This is a genomic window from Bradyrhizobium erythrophlei, from assembly GCF_900142985.1.
In the GTDB taxonomy this organism is placed as follows: Bacteria; Pseudomonadota; Alphaproteobacteria; order Rhizobiales; family Xanthobacteraceae; genus Bradyrhizobium; species Bradyrhizobium erythrophlei_B.
In genome coordinates this window covers 1,940,438-1,957,254 of record NZ_LT670849.1, presented here as the reverse complement: position 1 = coordinate 1,957,254, position 16,817 = coordinate 1,940,438, and the positions used below count along the sequence as shown (strand labels likewise).

The 16,817-nt window shown below is 62.6% G+C and carries 18 protein-coding genes; 16 read left to right on the top strand and 2 right to left on the bottom strand.

The window, feature by feature from the left end; all coding sequences use genetic code 11:
- Positions 1 to 59: 59 nt before the first annotated feature.
- Positions 60 to 1,106: an ABC transporter substrate-binding protein gene (locus tag BUA38_RS09185; protein WP_072817643.1), complete on the bottom strand. Its 1,047-nt coding sequence runs from the start codon at positions 1,104 to 1,106 to the stop codon at positions 60 to 62.
- A gap of 403 nt (positions 1,107 to 1,509) precedes the next feature.
- On the opposite strand from BUA38_RS09185, the gene hisE reads away from it, so the two are divergent.
- The 8 genes from hisE (at position 1,510) to BUA38_RS09145 (ending at position 7,013) form a co-directional block, all read left to right on the top strand.
- Positions 1,510 to 1,893: a phosphoribosyl-ATP diphosphatase gene (gene hisE, locus BUA38_RS09180; protein WP_072817642.1), complete on the top strand. Its 384-nt coding sequence runs from the start codon at positions 1,510 to 1,512 to the stop codon at positions 1,891 to 1,893.
- A 77-nt stretch (positions 1,894 to 1,970) separates the two neighbouring features.
- Positions 1,971 to 2,552: a YqaA family protein gene (locus BUA38_RS09175; RefSeq protein WP_072825973.1), complete on the top strand. Its 582-nt coding sequence runs from the start codon at positions 1,971 to 1,973 to the stop codon at positions 2,550 to 2,552.
- 38 nt (positions 2,553 to 2,590) lie between these two features.
- Complete coding sequence (locus tag BUA38_RS09170; protein WP_072817641.1) at positions 2,591 to 3,178, top strand: hypothetical protein; 588 nt, start codon at positions 2,591 to 2,593, stop codon at positions 3,176 to 3,178.
- A gap of 136 nt (positions 3,179 to 3,314) precedes the next feature.
- Positions 3,315 to 4,283 carry an NAD(P)H-dependent flavin oxidoreductase gene (locus BUA38_RS09165; RefSeq protein ID WP_072817640.1) on the top strand — a complete coding sequence of 323 codons (969 nt, stop codon included), beginning with the start codon at positions 3,315 to 3,317 and terminating at the stop codon, positions 4,281 to 4,283.
- 96 nt (positions 4,284 to 4,379) lie between these two features.
- On the top strand, positions 4,380 to 5,180 hold the full coding sequence (locus BUA38_RS38600; protein ID WP_338076349.1) for a metalloregulator ArsR/SmtB family transcription factor: 801 nt from the start codon (positions 4,380 to 4,382) through the stop codon (positions 5,178 to 5,180).
- 21 nt (positions 5,181 to 5,201) lie between these two features.
- Positions 5,202 to 5,768, top strand: coding sequence for a dihydrofolate reductase family protein (locus tag BUA38_RS09155; RefSeq protein WP_244553220.1), 567 nt, complete (start codon positions 5,202 to 5,204; stop codon positions 5,766 to 5,768).
- Between the two features lie 164 nt (positions 5,769 to 5,932).
- Positions 5,933 to 6,181 (top strand): hypothetical protein, encoded by a 249-nt coding sequence (locus BUA38_RS09150; RefSeq protein ID WP_072817639.1) that lies wholly within the window; start codon positions 5,933 to 5,935, stop codon positions 6,179 to 6,181.
- A 121-nt stretch (positions 6,182 to 6,302) separates the two neighbouring features.
- Positions 6,303 to 7,013 carry a hypothetical protein gene (locus BUA38_RS09145; RefSeq protein WP_072825970.1) on the top strand — a complete coding sequence of 237 codons (711 nt, stop codon included), beginning with the start codon at positions 6,303 to 6,305 and terminating at the stop codon, positions 7,011 to 7,013.
- Between the two features lie 24 nt (positions 7,014 to 7,037).
- Here BUA38_RS09145 and BUA38_RS09140 read toward each other — a convergent pair whose 3' ends face one another.
- The gene (locus BUA38_RS09140; RefSeq protein ID WP_072825969.1) at positions 7,038 to 8,018 is read right to left on the bottom strand and encodes a GGDEF domain-containing protein; all 981 of its coding nucleotides are present in this window, start codon (positions 8,016 to 8,018) and stop codon (positions 7,038 to 7,040) included.
- Between the two features lie 357 nt (positions 8,019 to 8,375).
- Here BUA38_RS09140 and aspA point away from each other — a divergent pair, with 357 nt between their 5' ends.
- From aspA to BUA38_RS09100, 8 genes are all read left to right on the top strand, one after another.
- Positions 8,376 to 9,833 carry an aspartate ammonia-lyase gene (aspA, locus tag BUA38_RS09135; protein ID WP_072817638.1) on the top strand — a complete coding sequence of 486 codons (1,458 nt, stop codon included), beginning with the start codon at positions 8,376 to 8,378 and terminating at the stop codon, positions 9,831 to 9,833.
- Between the two features lie 163 nt (positions 9,834 to 9,996).
- On the top strand, positions 9,997 to 10,908 hold the full coding sequence (locus BUA38_RS09130; RefSeq protein WP_072817637.1) for a dioxygenase: 912 nt from the start codon (positions 9,997 to 9,999) through the stop codon (positions 10,906 to 10,908).
- 156 nt (positions 10,909 to 11,064) lie between these two features.
- Complete coding sequence (locus tag BUA38_RS09125) at positions 11,065 to 12,309, top strand: amino acid ABC transporter substrate-binding protein (protein ID WP_244553219.1); 1,245 nt, start codon at positions 11,065 to 11,067, stop codon at positions 12,307 to 12,309.
- 66 nt (positions 12,310 to 12,375) lie between these two features.
- Positions 12,376 to 13,245 (top strand): branched-chain amino acid ABC transporter permease, encoded by an 870-nt coding sequence (locus BUA38_RS09120; RefSeq protein ID WP_244553295.1) that lies wholly within the window; start codon positions 12,376 to 12,378, stop codon positions 13,243 to 13,245.
- Entirely contained in the window at positions 13,245 to 14,198 is a 954-nt protein-coding gene (locus tag BUA38_RS09115; RefSeq protein ID WP_072817634.1) for a branched-chain amino acid ABC transporter permease, read from the top strand. The genes BUA38_RS09120 and BUA38_RS09115 overlap by 1 nt, the downstream gene beginning before the upstream one ends.
- Complete coding sequence (locus BUA38_RS09110) at positions 14,195 to 14,941, top strand: ABC transporter ATP-binding protein (protein ID WP_072817633.1); 747 nt, start codon at positions 14,195 to 14,197, stop codon at positions 14,939 to 14,941. The genes BUA38_RS09115 and BUA38_RS09110 overlap by 4 nt, the downstream gene beginning before the upstream one ends.
- Entirely contained in the window at positions 14,931 to 15,665 is a 735-nt protein-coding gene (locus BUA38_RS09105; RefSeq protein ID WP_156898459.1) for an ABC transporter ATP-binding protein, read from the top strand. Before BUA38_RS09110 ends, BUA38_RS09105 begins: the two co-directional genes overlap by 11 nt.
- 126 nt (positions 15,666 to 15,791) lie before the next feature.
- Entirely contained in the window at positions 15,792 to 16,817 is a 1,026-nt protein-coding gene (locus BUA38_RS09100) for a cobalamin-independent methionine synthase II family protein (RefSeq protein ID WP_072817631.1), read from the top strand.

Sequence of the window (16,817 nt, the reverse complement as noted above, 5' to 3'; positions counted from 1 at the left end):
ACGGCCTGTATCTTAATCAGGGAGCCACATGGAGAGATAGCCTTTGCAGAGGCTTTTGCTCAGTTGATCAGGCGGTCGGCGCGCGGGGGCAGGAATCGGTCGTCAAAGATATCCGAGGCCGAAGGGCGTTTCGCAAATTTGAAGCCTTCGCCGACCTGGTCGATCGAACGCTCCAGGCGTGCGGGATCGACCCCGCCGAGGCCGTTGCGGTTCACTTCGTCGGTCATGATGTTGTCGCGGATCACGGTGTGCAGGCGCTCGAGCTCGACGTCGCGCGAGCCATCCTCCATGCGGGTGAGAACCCGGTCGACCGCATGCCCTTCGTCGCGGAGGGTGAGGCTGGTGGCGGCAATCATCGCCCGAACGAAGGCTTTGACAGCGTCAGGGTGTTTATCGGCGAAGGCGGGGTTGACGATGACGGCAAAGCCGTAGGCCTCGCAGCCATAGTCGGCAAAGCGCAGCACGGCGAGGTCATCGGCGGGCACACCGCGATCGCGCAAGTTCACTGCCGACTGGAACGAAAATCCGGTGACGGCATCGACCTGGCCGGCCGACAGCATCGGCTCGCGCACCGCGGCGCTGATCCGGCTTTGCTTGACGTCGCCGAGATGGATGCCGTTCTGGCGCGCCAAAGCCGGCCACAGCCCGACGGAAAGATCGCCGTCGGCGACGCCGAGCGTCTTGCCCGCGATATCGGCGAGCACGTGGATGCCGCGGCTCTTGCGGGCAACAATCGCATAGGGCGCCTTGTTGTACAGCACGAACACCGCTTTCACCGGGGCGGTGTTCTGGCTCCGGAAACGAATCAGCGCGTTGAGGTCGACCAAAGCGAACTCGCTGGCCCCGGAGGCGACGCGCGCGATCGCCTCGGGCGATCCCACGGTCATGTTGGAAATGATCGCCAGCCGCTCGGCGGAAAACAACCCATCGGTCATGGCGACGACGAACGGCGCTTCGCCGGCATTGATCGGGCGGTCGAACGACAGTGTGACTGTAAGCGGGTGAGCGCCCTCAGCGTGGCCAACGCCTGCGCCGAGGCCCGTGAGGAGGCCCAGCAAGCAACCGGCCAGCAGACGGCAGGCAAAAAAGGTCCGAATTACGCGCATTGGCACCACACCACGGCCAAGCCAGTACGGCATGAAAGTGCCGCTTATGTCGGTTTCATGACACCGCCAGCGGTCCTTGTCACATTGTGCGGCAGCCAACCTTAACCGGGGATGAGCAGCTATGGTTGCCGTCCGGTGAGCACGGTCTTTTCTGTCGCAGGGCCATCACATCTGCGGGATATGGCCACGGTCCGTACTACTACGGCAGTGACGCGGCCGGTCCGCGCCAGTATGACAAGGCCTGCAAGACATGCATGGCGCGCGATGACGCCGCGTGCTGTTTTGCCGGCACCTTCAAATCTCGCGACCGAGTTAAGTCGCTGGTCACCGTGGCCAGTGGATTTCCCGTTCTTGTGAGACCGTTAACACGCTGGCCAGCGGTTTGGTTTATTTTCGGGAAGACATGAGTGATTCGCTGGAAAAGCTCTATCAGGCGGTTATCGCGGCCAAGGATCTCGATCCCTCGGTTTCGCGCACCGCACGGCTGTTTCAGCGCGGCCCGGACAAGATGGCCAAGAAACTCGCCGAAGAGGCGATCGAAGTCGTCATCGATGCCGTGAACGGCAAGACCGACGCCGTCATTCGCGAGAGCGCCGACCTCCTCTATAATCTCACCGTGCTGTGGGCCGCCGCCGGCGTGCGTCCCGAAGACGTCTGGCGCGAGATGGAGATGCGCGAGGATCTGCTTGGCATCGCCGAGAAGATGCCGAAGACCCCGGTCAAGGTTCCGCAGGACCGGCGACCGATTGTCGCGCTCGAGGCGCGCGGCTTGCGCAAGCGCCACTAACCTCTCCGTATCCCGACAACCGACAAATCCGCCCCACGGCGGATGGACAAATGCCTTGTGGGGTGGTTCATCGCGGCATGCTCAGACGTATCTACGATTGGTGTATCGCCGCCGCCGACAAGCCCTACGCCCTGTGGATTTTGGCAGCCGTCGCGTTCGCGGAGAGCTCCTTCTTCCCGATCCCTCCCGACATCATGCTGCTGCCGATGTCGCTGGCGCGGCCGGCGCGGGCATGGCTGTTTGCCTCGTTGTGCACGATCGCCTCCGTCGCCGGCGGTGTGCTCGGCTACGCCATCGGCGCGCTGCTCTATGACTCGCTCGGGCACTGGCTGATCAATCTTTATCACCTCGGTGACAAGGTTGAATCCTTCCGCGCCTCCTACGCCGAATGGGGCAGCGTCATTATTCTGCTGAAGGGGCTGACGCCCATTCCCTATAAGCTCGTCACGATCACCTCGGGCTTTGCCGGCTACAATATCTGGCTCTTCATCCTGTGCTCCATCATCGCCAGGGGCGGGCGCTTTTTCATTGTTGCGATCGTGCTCAACCGTTATGGCGACGTGATCCGCGCCGAGATTGAAAAACGTCTTGGCCTGTGGGTGACGGCCTTTGTGATCGTGCTCGTCGCGGGCTTCGTCATCGCCGTCAAGCTGGTCTGAAACCTTGCCGCATGGCGAGAGCGGGATATCCTGACCCCATGCCCGATCGATCCGGCCCCCTGAAGGTGCTGCCAGGTGCACGGATTGCGCTGGCCGCCCTGCTATGGATGATCGCGGCCACCGACGGCTGGCCGCAAACCGCGGCGCCGCAACCGGCATCGCCCCCTGCAGAGCAGTTCGCGCCTCAACAGCCGGGCCCACAGCCGGCAGCGCCGCCGCCGGGCAATACCGCGGTGGCCCCTGCGCCGGCCGAGAATCCCGGCCTGTTCAACGAAATGGGCAAGGCCCTGGAAAAGTCGCTCTCGGTCCTGCCGACGCTGAAGAGCCCGGGCGAGACGCTCGACGATCTCAAGGATGCGGCCAGAAATGCCGGCGAGGGCCTGTCGCGGCTGACCGGCGGGTCGATGGCCGAAGGCCGCATCAAGTGTCCGGTCTCTGCCAACGGCGCGCCCGATTGCAAGGCCGCCGCCGACAAATTGTGCCAGGCCAAGGGCTTCAAGGGCGGCAAGAGCCTGTCGACGGACTCGACCGAAGCCTGCTCGGCGAAAGTGCTGATTCCGGGCCGCACCCGCAAGCCCGATGATTGCCGGACCGACAATTTCGTCATCCGCGCGCTATGCCAGTAGCAAAGGGATGCGAATATCAGAATCGGACCGCTAGCCTTTGACAGGAGCGATGGCCTTCTTGATATGATGTCCTGCATCTTCTGATCGGAAGACGGATTTCCCGCCAACCGGAAAACGAGGAAACAAGGATTCGCCGATGTCCATGCCTGCACTGTTCAAGGGCCGCCTCTCAATCCCCGCGATCGGCGCGCCGCTGTTCATTGTCTCGGTGCCCGACCTCGTGATTGCGCAATGCAAGGCCGGGATCGTCGGTGCGTTTCCGGCGCTGAATGCGCGGCCGCCCGAGCTGCTCGACGAGTGGCTGACGCGGATCAAACAGGAACTCGCCGCCTACGATGCGGCCCACCCGGAGCGGCCGTCGGCGCCGTTCGCGGTCAACCAGATCGTGCACCGCTCGAACAACCGCCTCGAGCACGATCTGGCGCTCTGCGAGAAACACAAGGTGCCGATCATCATCACCTCGCTCGGTGCGCGCGAGGAAGTCAACGAGGCCGCGCATCGCTGGGGCGGCATCGTGTTTCACGACGTGATCAACCAGAAATTCGCACACAAGGCGATCGAGAAGGGCGCCGACGGCCTGATCCTGGTCGCGGCCGGGGCCGGCGGCCATGCCGGCGTGATCTCGCCCTTCGCCTTCGTGGCGGAGACGCGGCAATGGTTCGACGGTCCGATCGCGCTGTCGGGCGCGATCGCCAGCGGCCGAGCGATCCGGGCCGCTCGCCTGCTGGGTGCGGACTTCGCCTATATCGGCTCGGCCTTCATCGCCACGAGGGAGGCGAATGCGGTGGAGCGCTACAAGGAGATGGTCGCGACATCGGGCGCGGAAGACATCGTCTATTCCAACCTCTTCACCGGCGTGCACGGCAACTATCTCAAGCCGTCGATCGTCGCGGCCGGCATGGATCCGGAGAATTTGCCGGAGTCGGACGCCTCGAAGATGAGTTTCGGCACCGACGCTTCCGGCGAACGCAACCGGCCGAAGGCCTGGAAGGAGATCTGGGGCTCGGGCCAGGGCATCGGCAGCGTCCGCGGCGTGGTGCCGGCAGCCGAGCTGATCGCGCGTTTGAAAAAAGAATACGACGAAGCGTTCGATCCGCCGCTGTAAAACTGCGGCAACGTCGAGACACCGCAAACCCTTGAATTGGTTGCAAGTAGTCGCGTTTCCGGCGCGTTCAATCGACACGGCTTGACATGTGACAATATGGTCACCTATTTTCGGCGAATGGATGCTGTGTTTAGAGCTCTCGCGGACCCGACGCGTCGAAGGCTGCTCGATGAACTCTTCAAAGAGGACGGGCAAACCTTGAGCGCGCTCGAGGAGCGGCTCCCGATGACGCGCTTCGGCGTGATGAAGCACCTCAAGTTGCTGGAGGAGGCCGGTCTTGTCGTGAGCAAGCGGCGCGGCCGCGAGAAATTGCACTTTCTAAACGCGGTCCCGATCCGGCTCGTCCACGACCGGTGGGTGAGCAAATACGCCGAGGCTTGGGCAGCCGAACTGAGCGAACTCAAGCGAGAATTGGAGAAGACGATGGAGAAGGTTTTCGAAATCTACATCAAGACGACGCCCGAGCGTCTCTGGCACGCCATCACCGACACCGACATGCGGCGCAAATATAATTTCGGAGCGATCGTCACGTCGGATTGGACGCCCGGCTCGCGTTTCGAGGGCTCCGGTAATGGAAGCCTGATCTTTGAGGGCGAGAATCTGGAGGTCGATCCGCCGCGCCGGCTGGTCCAGAGCTTCCGAGCTCTGTGGGGCGAGGATGTAAAGAGCGAAGGCGCCTCGCGGGTCACCTGGGAGATCGAAGCCATCGGCGATTCATGCCGGTTGACGGTAACCCATGATCAACTGCGCGAAGGCGCCAACAATCAGCTCTATGGCGGTTGGCCGATGGTTCTGTCCGGGATCAAGACGCTGCTCGAATCCGGAGAGCTTTTGACGACGCCCGGATCGCTGCGCTGGATGCAAGGCAACGATCAGTATCTCTCTGAAATTCGATAGTCGCGATCGACGGAAGGAACGATGAACATGCCAAAGCTGGTTGCCTACAACGCAGTGTCACTGGATGGGTACTTCACGGATGCAAACGGTGACATGAGCTGGGCTCACAAGCGTGATCCGGAATGGCAGGCTTTTGTTTCGGAGAATGCGAGCGGCGGCGGCCGGCTCCTGTTTGGCAGAGTGACCTATGACCTGATGGCGAGCTTCTGGCCGACCGCCCTTGCGGCACAAAGCAATCCCATCGTCGTCGAGCGAATGAACAGTCTGCAGAAGTTCGTTTTTTCCAGGAAACTCAACAAAGTCACCTGGAACAATACAACCCTTTTGAAGGGCGACATGGCGACCGAAATCCGCGAGCTGAAGCAGCAGCCGGGTCCAAACATCGTGATCATGGGAAGCGGCAGCGTTGTTGCGCAATTGGCGGATGCCGGATTGATCGATGAATACCAGATCGTGCTCAACCCGGTCGTGGTCGGCAACGGCCGGACGTTGTTCGAGGGCGTCAAAAAGAAACTGCCGATGAGGCTCGCCAATTCCCGAACTTTCAGTAATGGCAATGTCGTGCTGTTCTACGAGCCGATGGCATGAAATAGAACCGCCCGCCTCGAGCCTTGGTCTCCGGGAAGGTCTGCGCCGCAGTTCCCGGCCATTTAACCCGTCCTTAACCACGCCCGCCCAAGATTCATTCCGTCGAGCCATGCGCCCGCAAGGCGGCGCGCGCAGGCGGAGTGGCAGTTGCAGGGTGGGGTGACATGGATTTCGAAACGCTTTTTGCAAAGACGCCGGCGACCATCGACGAGATCAAGCGCCGCGTTGCCTATGCCCTCGAGCGCCACCCGCTCTGCCGCCAGGTGAAATTCGACGTGGTCGGCATGCCCCGCACGACCAAGGGCGGAAACTGGACCATCACCTGGCACACGGTCGCGCCCGATGCGCTGTGGGAGGCATCCGATATCATTGCTGATATCCAGGACGCCTATGAACTCGTCGCGGCCGCCTGATCGCCGCTTGCTGTCAAGGCCACAATAGTCACCGCAGTGGCACGGTTAAGCCTTATTTCCTGCCCGATTGCCGGGGCAAATAATTGGTATCGAGCGAATTTCGAAAATCGGAGCTCTCACCCTGTCGAAAGCCGTCACCATTATCGCGCTCACCGGTTTTCTGATCCTTGGTGCGGCTACGGCCGCGATATTGGGCCGTGACAGCGTGCCCGCGGCGGGAGCGGCGATGGTGACGTCATCCTCCGCGATGCCGGAAATCGTGTCGAACCGGCAAGGCAAGGGCGACAAGCTGACCGTTGCGGTGGTCGCGTCCGCGCCAGCCGCATCTGTTCAGCCTGAGACGGCGACGACCGGCGCGCTCCCAAGCGAGCCGCTGCGGCAGGCCTATGCGGAGGCGCGGTCCTCCGACATCGAAGGGCTCAAGCTGACCGATCCGGCGCCTTCGCCAGAGAAACCGAAAGCGGTGGAACCGAAGCCTCTGGAATCAAAACCTGTGGCCGCCGCCAAGCCGCCGGCCCAGAAATCCTATGCCTTGTTGAGCGATGCGCAGATTGCCGGCATCAAGGATCGGCTGAAGCTGACACCGGACCAGGAATATTACTGGCCGGGGATCGAGAATGCGTTGCGAGCGGTATCGCGCAAGATCCAGGCCGCGCGGCTGTCCGATCCGAACAATGCTGCCGCCGTCAAGATCGATCCGGACGGGGCGGAGGTTCAGGAATTGAAATCAGCGGCGATGCCGCTGCTGTTTCAGTTGCGCGAAGACCAGAAGCGCGAAGTGCGCTCGCTGGCCCGTCTGATCGGTCTGGAGAAGGTCGCGCAAGCGATCTGATCGCTCCCGCAGGTCAAATAGCCTTTAGGCCGCGATCTCTTCGTCGACCGACGATTCCCGGACCGTGCAATTGCGGCCTGAGCGCTTGGCCTGATAGAGCGCGCGATCGCAGCGCTCGATCAGGCCTTCCGCCGATTCAGCCATGCGGAACTGCGCGACCCCGACCGAGATCGTGACGCTCGATATTTCCTCGCCGGTGGCGCGGCGGGTCAGGCGCGCCTCGCCGATGCGGCGGCGAATGCGTTCGGCGACCTCGGCGCAGACATCGAGCGTCGCGCCCGGTAGCACCGCGATCAGCTCTTCGCCGCCATAACGCGCGGCGTGATCGCAATCGCGCACGCTCTCCTGCAACACCCTGCCAACGAGCCGCAGAACCTGATCGCCGACCTGATGGCCGTAGCTGTCGTTGAATGTCTTGAAGTAGTCGATGTCGATCATCAGGATGCTGAGCGGCGTTCCAGCTTCCATCGACGTGATCTGGGCGGTGCGCAGGAAGGCCTCGAGCGAGCGGCGGTTGGCAAGCCCGGTGAGCGGGTCGGTGTTGGAGTGTTGCTCGGCAAGCTTCAGCGAATCCCTGATCTGGTCGAGGTCCTGCGTGGTCCTGAGGAAGTTCGCCTCAAGCGCCGTGGAGCGGGACGTCGCACTCGACAATTCCTTCAGCAGTTTCTCGATGATCGGCCGCGGATCGGCCACGGCCTGACATTCCGAGCTCACTTCGCCGAGGCTTTCCATCTGCGAACGATTGTCGGAGATGGCGGTCGCCAGAAATTCCTGCGCGCTCGCGATCACAGCATGCACCTGGTCGGGGATGTCGTCGCTCAGGCCGGGGTCCGAATACGGCCTGACATAGGTGACGTAGAGATCGCGATTGACGAGGGAATCGAATTTCCGCTTGTTGGCGATCAGGATGTCGATGGTCTTCTTGAGCGTGAGCGAGCCGCCCATCGCGTAGAAGAACCAGACGGCAAAATTTTCAGGGGTCGGCGGCACGCGGTGCTGCGCCATAAAACCATTGGCCCGATCCGCAAGCGTCGTCGCGTAATCGAAATCGATCTCGTCGGGCGCGCTGCTCATTCCTTCGGTCCACCCGCACCCCGATCGCTGCGGTTTAAATCGCGGAAAGCTGTTTTGTTAATTTTGGTAAAGGGATTTGGATCGGGGCAATCGCCTTAGCGTAGACCTCACATCTAAAGGATGCTTTAAACATTGCGGCACGGCGGGGATCGGCAGGCGTTCAAAACCCGGCGGAAACCGCCCCCATCTCGTTGAAAATGACCGCGATTCTCGCAAGGGTCGCGATCGAACCTGCGGCACCCACGCGGACTTCTGAACCGTCACACTTGCATACCGGACGAGGCCTCCATGAGCACGCGACGCGAACACGATTTATTGGGCGACCGGGACGTCCCGGCCGAGGCCTATTACGGCGTCCACACCTTGCGGGCGGTGGAGAATTTCCCGATCACCGCGACCCCGATCTCGATCTATCCGGATCTGATTGTGGCGCTGGCCTCGATCAAGCTGGCGGCCGCTCGAAGCAACCGCGACCTCGGCCTGCTCGATGCCACCAAGGCCGATGCCATCATTGCCGCCTCCGAAGAGGTCAGGGCCGGGCGGTTGCACGATCAGTTCGTGGTCGACGTCATTCAGGGCGGCGCCGGCACCTCGACCAACATGAATGCCAACGAGGTGATTGCCAACCGCGCGCTGGAATTGCTCGGCCGGCAGAAGGGTGACTACAAGTTTTTGCACCCGAACGAACAGGTCAACATGAGCCAGAGCACCAACGACGTCTATCCGACGGCGCTGAAGCTTGCAGCCTATTCCGGCATCATGCGCCTGGTCGACGCCATGGTGGTGCTGCGCCAGGCCTTCGAAGCGAAATCGGAGGAGTTCAAGGACATCATCAAGATGGGTCGCACCCAGTTGCAGGATGCGGTGCCGATGACGCTCGGCCAGGAGTTCTCGACCTATGCGGTCATGCTCGGTGAGGATGAACAGCGGCTGAAGGAAGCAGTGCTTCTGGTGTGCGAGATCAATATGGGCGCGACCGCGATCGGCACCGGCATCAACGCCCATCCCGACTATGCGCGCCTGGTCTGCCAGCATTTGCGCGACGTTACCGGCGTTCCCGTGGTCACCGCCTCCAACCTGATCGAGGCGACGCAGGATTGCGGCGCGTTCGTGCAGTTGTCCGGCGTCCTGAAACGGGTCGCCGTCAAGCTGTCGAAGACCTGCAACGACCTGCGGCTGTTGTCGTCGGGCCCGCGCGTCGGACTGAACGAGATCAACCTGCCGCCGATGCAGGCTGGCTCCAGCATCATGCCGGGCAAGGTCAACCCCGTGATCCCCGAAGTGGTCAATCAGATCGCGTTTGAAGTGATCGGCAACGACGTCACCGTGAGCTTTGCCGCCGAGGCCGGTCAATTGCAGCTCAATGCGTTCGAGCCGATCATCGCGCATAGCCTGTTCAAGAGCGTCAATCATCTGCGCGCCGGCTGCCTGACACTGGCCGAGCGCTGCGTGAAGGGCATCACCGCCAACCGCGAGCATCTGCGCCGCGGCGTTGAGCGTTCGATCGGAATCGTGACCGCGCTCAATCCCTATATCGGTTATGCCAATGCGACCGAGGTCGCGCAGCAGGCGCTTCTGACCGACCAAAGCGTTTACGACCTGGTGCTCGCCAAGAAGCTTCTGACCCGCGAACAGCTCGATCAGATTTTGCAGCCGGAAATCCTGACCCAGCCGCGCGTGTTCGGCACCGCGACGACCACAGCGGAAACCCACCCGCTCAGCGTCCGCCGCGACCAGACCGACTGATTAATTTGTCGCCTTTTATCATCTGATGAAAATTTAACCCGGCGCGCGACGCGATTTCGGGGCCAGGGATTTGCGGTTGTCCCGAGGGGGCGATAGGCTGCGGCAAAGAGGAAAAAAGCCATGGATCGCCAACGCCATGGATCAGGAATCGAGGGAGGTATTGATGCAAGAGCTGACGCCGGAAAACATCACGCAAGCCGTGCTTGATCAGATGGCCTCGACGCCCAATCCGCGGATGAAGGAGATCATGGCGTCCGCGGTCAAGCACCTGCATGCGTTTGCCAAGGACGTGAACCTGACGCCGGCGGAGTGGATCAAGGGCATCGCCTTCATGACCGCGGTCGGGAAAATCTGTACCCCGGCGCGGCAGGAATTCATTCTGCTGTCGGATACGCTTGGTCTGTCGGCGCTGGTGAACGGCCTGCACGACGAAACGGCGATGGAAGAGGGCACGAACACCAGCCTGCTCGGCCCGTTTTATCGCGAAACCACGCCGAATCTCGCTGCCGGCAGCCAGATTGCCAGGCACGTCGATCCCGGTACAGAAATCGTGCTTTACGGCCGTGTGACGGACGTCAACGGCAAGCCGCTCGCCGGAGCCACGGTTTCGCTCTGGCAGACCAGCGCGACCGGCCTTTACGACATTCAGGAAGATCCCGCCTCTGTCGACTACCGCGGCATCTTCACCACCGACGCCAAAGGGCTCTTCATGCTGCGCACGGTGAAGCCGCTCGGCTATTCGATCCCGATGGATGGGCCGGTCGGCGAGATGATCACGGCGCAGCGGCGGCACGGCATGCGTCCTGCGCATATTCATTTCCTGGTCGGGGCGCCCGGCTATCGTGAGCTGGTGACCGCGCTTTATTTGCGCGACGACCCGCATCTGGCCGACGACGTCGTGTTCGGCTCCTCCGGCGATCTTGCGGTCGATATCAATCCGAAAGACCCGGAATGCCCGATTCCGGGCCTGCCGAGCATCCGCTTCGACATGCGTCTGTCGCGCGAGACCGAAGCCGACCGGGCCGGCGGGCGCGTCGGCGCCGATCCGGCCGCGATCCTGAAGCAGCCGGCCTGACGATAGCGGGTCGCGTTGCCTTGCAACTTGAGTTGGGTTGTGGCCGGGCGTGTCCCGGCCCTAACCTTAGGTGACATCTTAAAGTCTGCGCCAGGAAGCGAAGAAATTCCGGCGCGGACAAATCGAAAAACAAGAATGGGTTTAAGGGGAGGAACGATGAAACGCAGATTGCTTCTTGGCGCCGCGATCGCGATCGCAGGCCTCGCGCTGGTCTCGAACGCCGACGCCCAGCAGCCGCCGATCAAGATCGGCATGTCGATGGCGCAGACCGGCGGATTGGCCGGCGGCGGCAAGGCCTCGCTGCTCGGCACCGAAATCTGGCGCGACGACATCAACGCCCGCGGCGGCCTGCTTGGCCGCAAGGTCGAACTCGTGGTCTATGACGACAAGTCGAGCGCCGCCGAGACGCCGGCGATCTATTCCAAGCTCATCGACGTCGACAAGGTCGATCTGTTGTTCTCGCCCTACGCGACGGTGCCGACCGCGCCGATCATGCCGCTGGTCAAGCAGCGCGGCATGGTGCTGATCGGCAACTTCTCGTTCCAGATCAACAGCAAGATCGGCCACGACATGTGGTTCAACGTGGCGCCGTGGGGACCGGCGGATTCGTGGGCGGCGGCATTTCTCGATATCGGCCAGAAGGCCGGCGGCAAGACGGTGGCGTTGCTCACCGCCGATCAGGAGTTCGCGCAAAATCTGGCGACGACCGCGCGCGAAGTCGCCACCAAGCGCAACATGCCGATCGTGTACGACCAGGCCTATCCGCCGAACACGGTGGAATTCTCCGGCATTATTCGCGCGCTGAAAGCCGCCAAGCCCGACGTCGTCTATGTTGCGTCCTATCCGCCGGACTCGGCCGGTATTTTGCGCGCCATCAATGAAATCGGGATCGGCGACAACGTCAAACTGTTCGGCGGCGGCATGGTCGGCCTGCAATTCGGCCCGGTCATGGAGAACCTCGGCTCGCTGGTCAACGGCGTCGTCAACTTCAACACCTGGCTGCCCGAACCCAGCATGTATTACGACGGCACCAAGACGTTCTTCGAAACCTATTCGAAGCGCGCGGTCGAGGCCAAGGTCGATCCGCTCGGCTATTACCTGGCGCCGTTCGGCTATGCGCAGGGGCAACTCATCGAAGCCGCAGTCAAGGCGACCGGCTCGCTCGATCAGAAGGCGATCGCGAAATATCTGCACGAGAACGAGGTCAAAACCATCGTCGGTCCGATCTCGTTTGCAGCCGACGGCGAGCGCAAGGTGACCGCGACCTTGCAGGCGCAATTCCAGGGTATCGTCGACAAGAACATGGATCAGTTCAAGAAGCCGGGCAAACAGGTGATCCTGTTCCCGCCGAACCTGAAGTCCGGCGAACTGGTCACGCCGTTCGAGGCTGCGCGAAAGTAATTCTCTCGCGAACGGGCTGGGCGGCGGGTTAGTCAAGGGGTCAAGGGGAGCCTAAGTTTGTTTTCGATGGACCTGCTGCTCGACGCGGTGGTGACCGGCGTGCTGCTCGGCTGCTTCTATGCAGCCGTCAGCATCGGGCTGTCGGTTTCGTTCGGCCTGCTCGACGTGCCGCATGTGGCGCATCCGGCCTTCCTGGTGATGGCGTCATACGCGGTCTATTTCCTCAATGAGAGCTACGATATCGATCCGCTGGTGGCCGGAGTTCTGATCACGCCGCTGCTGTTTGTCTTCGGGCTCGCCGCCTACCGGATTTACTACGAGACCTTCGAGCGCCGCGGCAGCGACGCCGCGGTGCGCGGCATCGCATTTTTCTTCGGCGTCGCCTTCATCATCGAGGTGCTGATCATCCTGCATTTCGGCGTCGACCAGCGATCGGTCACCGCATCCTATATCGGCAAGTCCTGGCGATTTGGCGACATGCGGATTCCGTTACGATTGATGGTGGCCTTTGCGGTCGCGACCGGTCTGACGGTGCTGCTGGCGGCCTATCTTTCGCGCACCTTCATGGGCCGCGCGATCCGCGCGGTGGCGCAGGATGAAGAGGCGGTGCGGCTGATGGGCGCCAATCCCGTGCGTATCAAGCAGTGGGCGTTCGGAATTGCGACCGCGGTGCTTGGGGTAGCCGGCGCGCTCCTTATTATCGTGGCGCCGGTCGATCCGACGCTCGACCGCGCCTATATCGGCCGCACCTTCTGCGTCGTGGTGATGGCGGGCCTCGGCAGCATGACCGGAACGCTGATTGCCGCCATCATTCTCGGCGTGGCGGAAACCATCGTGCTGACGATGTTCGGTGCCTCCTGGGCGCCTGCGATCTCCTTTGCCCTGCTGCTGGGCGTGCTCGCGGTGCGGCCGCAGGGCCTTCTGGGAAGGCGATGATGAAACGGAACGCCATCGCTTTCTGGGGCTCGGCGGCGCTGTTTCTCGCGGTCGTCTTGCTGTCGACGCAACTCGTCCGCAACGAATACTGGTTCTTCGCCGGCTACGTGATCCTGCAATTCATCGTGCTGTCGGTCGCCTGGAGCATTCTCGGCGGCTATGCCGGCTATGTGAATTTCGGCACCAGCGCGTTTTTCGGCGTCGGCGTCTACACCGCGATTTTGCTGTTCAAGGCGCTCGGCGCGCCGCTGCTGGTGCAGATTGCGGCGGCCGCCGCGGTGGGCGCGCTGCTCGGTTTTGCGGTCGGCCTGTTGACGCTGCGCATGCAGGGCATCTTCTTTTCGATCGCCACCATTGCGTTGACCATCGTCATTGAAACCACCGTGACCAACTGGCGCTTCCTCGGCGGCGCCGCCGGCATCCAGATCCAGCGGCCGCCGGTGACGGCGCCGTTCCCGACCTATGTGCAGATGCTGGTGTTCGTTCAGGCGTCGCTCGTGGTGATCGCGGTCGCGATCGCGCGCTACATCCAGAATTCCTGGATCGGACGCGGCCTTCAGGCACTCAGGGACGACGAGCTCGCCGCCGAATGCACCGGCGTGCCGACGCTGCGGCTGAAGATGACGGCGTGCGTGATATCCGGCGCGTTGATGTGCGCGGCCGGCGCGCCGGCGGCGATGTATCTGCAATATGCCGACCCGGGTTCGGCCTTCAATCTCAACTATTCGGTCTCGGTGCTGGCGATGGCGCTGATCGGCGGCACGGCGCACTGGATCGGGCCGGTGATCGGGGCGATCCTGCTCGGCGTCACGCAGCAGCTTCTGGCCGTCACGATTTCATCGGAAGTCAACGTGCTCGTGCTCGGCGTCATGCTGGTGCTGTTCGTGGTGGGCGCGCCGGAAGGCATCATCGGGCTATTTCGCAGGGGCCGCCGCGCGGAGGCCAAGCCATGACGCCCGCGCCCGTCACCGAGCTTCCGCTGCTCAGGATCGAAGCGCTGACAAAACGCTTCGACGGCTTCACCGCGCTCGATAACGTCAGCGTCGACATCAAGCCGGGGGAACGCTTCGGCCTGATTGGACCGAATGGCTCCGGCAAGACGACGCTGATCAACTGCATTTCCGGCGCGTTCCGGACCGAGCCCTCGACCGTCACCTTCAATGGCGAGGATATCACCCGCCTGCCGCCGCACGTGCGCACGCGGCGCGGCATCGCGCGCAGCTTCCAGATTCCGCGGCCCTTCCGCAGCATGACCGTCATCGAGAACCTGATGGTCGCGGTCGATTTCACCAGCGGTCATCTCACTCTCTCGGTCGACGATCATCGCGACCAGGCGATGGCGATTCTTCAGCAAATGGGGCTTGCGGCCAAGGCCAATGCGGGCGTCACGGGCTTGAGCCAGGTCGAGTTGCGCAAGATGGAGCTGGCGCGTGCGATGGCGACGCGGCCGAAGCTTCTGATTTCAGACGAGGCGATGGCGGGTCTGTCCGGCTCGGAGGTCGACGAGGTGCTCGATCTCCTGATCAAGCTCGCCGGCGAATCCATCACCATCATCATGATCGAGCACATCATGCAGGCGGTGATGCGGTTCTCCGAGCGCATCATGTGCCTCGAGGCCGGCAAGATCATCGCGATCGGAAAGCCCTCCGACGTGATGGCGAATGCGCGGGTGCAGGAGGCCTATCTTGGCACTTAGCCTTGCGATCCGCGATCTCGATGCCGGCTACGGCGCGGTCAAGGCGCTGCGTGGCGTCTCGCTTGACGTCGCGACCGGCGAGACCGTGGCGCTGCTCGGCACCAACGGCAACGGCAAGAGCACGCTGATGAAGTGCGTGATGGGGCTGGTGCGGCCATGGCGCGGCAGCGTCACGCTTGACCTCGATGGTACCACGCACGACCTCGGCAAGATGTCGGCGGAGACGATCGTCGATCTCGGCGTGGCGCTGGTGCCGGAAGGCCGCCGGCTGTTCCCGCGGCTGACGGTTTCGGAAAATCTCATGCTGGGCGCGTTCCGCCGCGCCGCCCGCCGCGACATCGATCGCAATCTGGCCATCGCTTTTGAAACATTTCCGGTGTTGAAGGAGCGGGCCAACCAGCTCGCGGGCACCATGTCGGGCGGGCAGCAACAGATGTTGGCCATCGCGCGCGCGCTGATGTCCTCGCCGCGGCTGCTTCTGATCGACGAGCCTTCGGTGGGCCTGTCGCCGCTGCTGGTTTCGCAGATGATCACCAAGATCGGCGAGCTCGGCGAACGTTTCGATCTCACGGTTCTGATGGCCGAACAGAATTTCAATCAGGCGGTGCGCATCGCCGATCGCGGTTATATCATCGTCCACGGCGAGATCGTGGTCGCGGCCAATGTCGACGAGCTGCATGGCAACGATATCGTCAAGCGGCTTTATCTCGGCGGGGCGGCGTAACCATCGGAGTTCTTGAACATCCCTCGAGACGGCGCTCTCGCGCCTCCTCGGGATGAGGTCTAACCCCTCATGGTGAGGAGCCGCAGGCGTCTCGAACCATGAGGCCGTTTTGAATACGGAGCATCCATGACGACAAAACTCTTGCCGACCACGGTTGTCGGCAGTTATCCGCAGCCGGACTGGCTGGTCGATCGCCAGATACTATCGAAAGGTGTCGCGCGGGTGCGGCTCGATCTGTGGCGCGTCGCCGAGCCCTGGCTCGAACAGGCGCAGGACGATGCGACGCTGCTCGCGATCCGCGACATGGAGCGCGCCGGCATCGACATCATCACCGACGGCGAGATGCGACGGGAAAGCTATTCCAACCGCTTTGCGACCGCGCTGGACGGTATTTCCACCGGCAAGCCGGGCGAAGTACTCTCGAAAGCCGGGCTTCCCACCGCCGTGCCGCGCGTCGTCGGTCCGGTCAGGCGCACGCGGGCGGTCGAGGCCCGCGACATGGAGTTTCTGCGCAAGAACACCGAGCGCGCCGCGAAGATCACGCTGCCGGGGCCTTTCACGATGAGCCGGCAGGCGGTCAACGAATATTATAAAGACGACGACGAGATGGTGATGGACTTCGCCGCTGCCGTGAACGCCGAAGCGCGCGATCTCGAAAAGGCCGGCGCCGACGTGATCCAGCTCGACGAGCCGTGGCTGCGCCAGGATCCCCCGGCGGCCAAGCGCATTGCCGTGAAGGCGATCGACCGCGCGGTGGAGGACCTTAAAATCACGACTGTGGTGCATCTTTGTTTTGGCTATGCGGCGATCGTCAAGGGCGAGAAGCCGGTCGGCTATTCGTTCCTCGGCGAACTCGGCGCCTGCAAGGTCGACCAGATTTCGATCGAGGCGGCGCAGCCGAAGCTCGATCTCGGCGTGCTGAAGGAGCTTTCGTCGAAGACGATCATGCTGGGCGTGATCGATCTTGCCGATCCCAAGGCAGAGACGCCCGATGTCGTCGCGAACCGCATCCGCGCCGCGCTGAAGCATGTGCCGCCCGAGCGCCTCGTGCCCGCGCCGGATTGCGGCATGAAGTACCTGCCGCGCGAGCTTGCCTTTGCCAAGCTCAAGGCGCTCGCGGACGGCGCGGCGATGGTGCGCGGGGAACTTTAG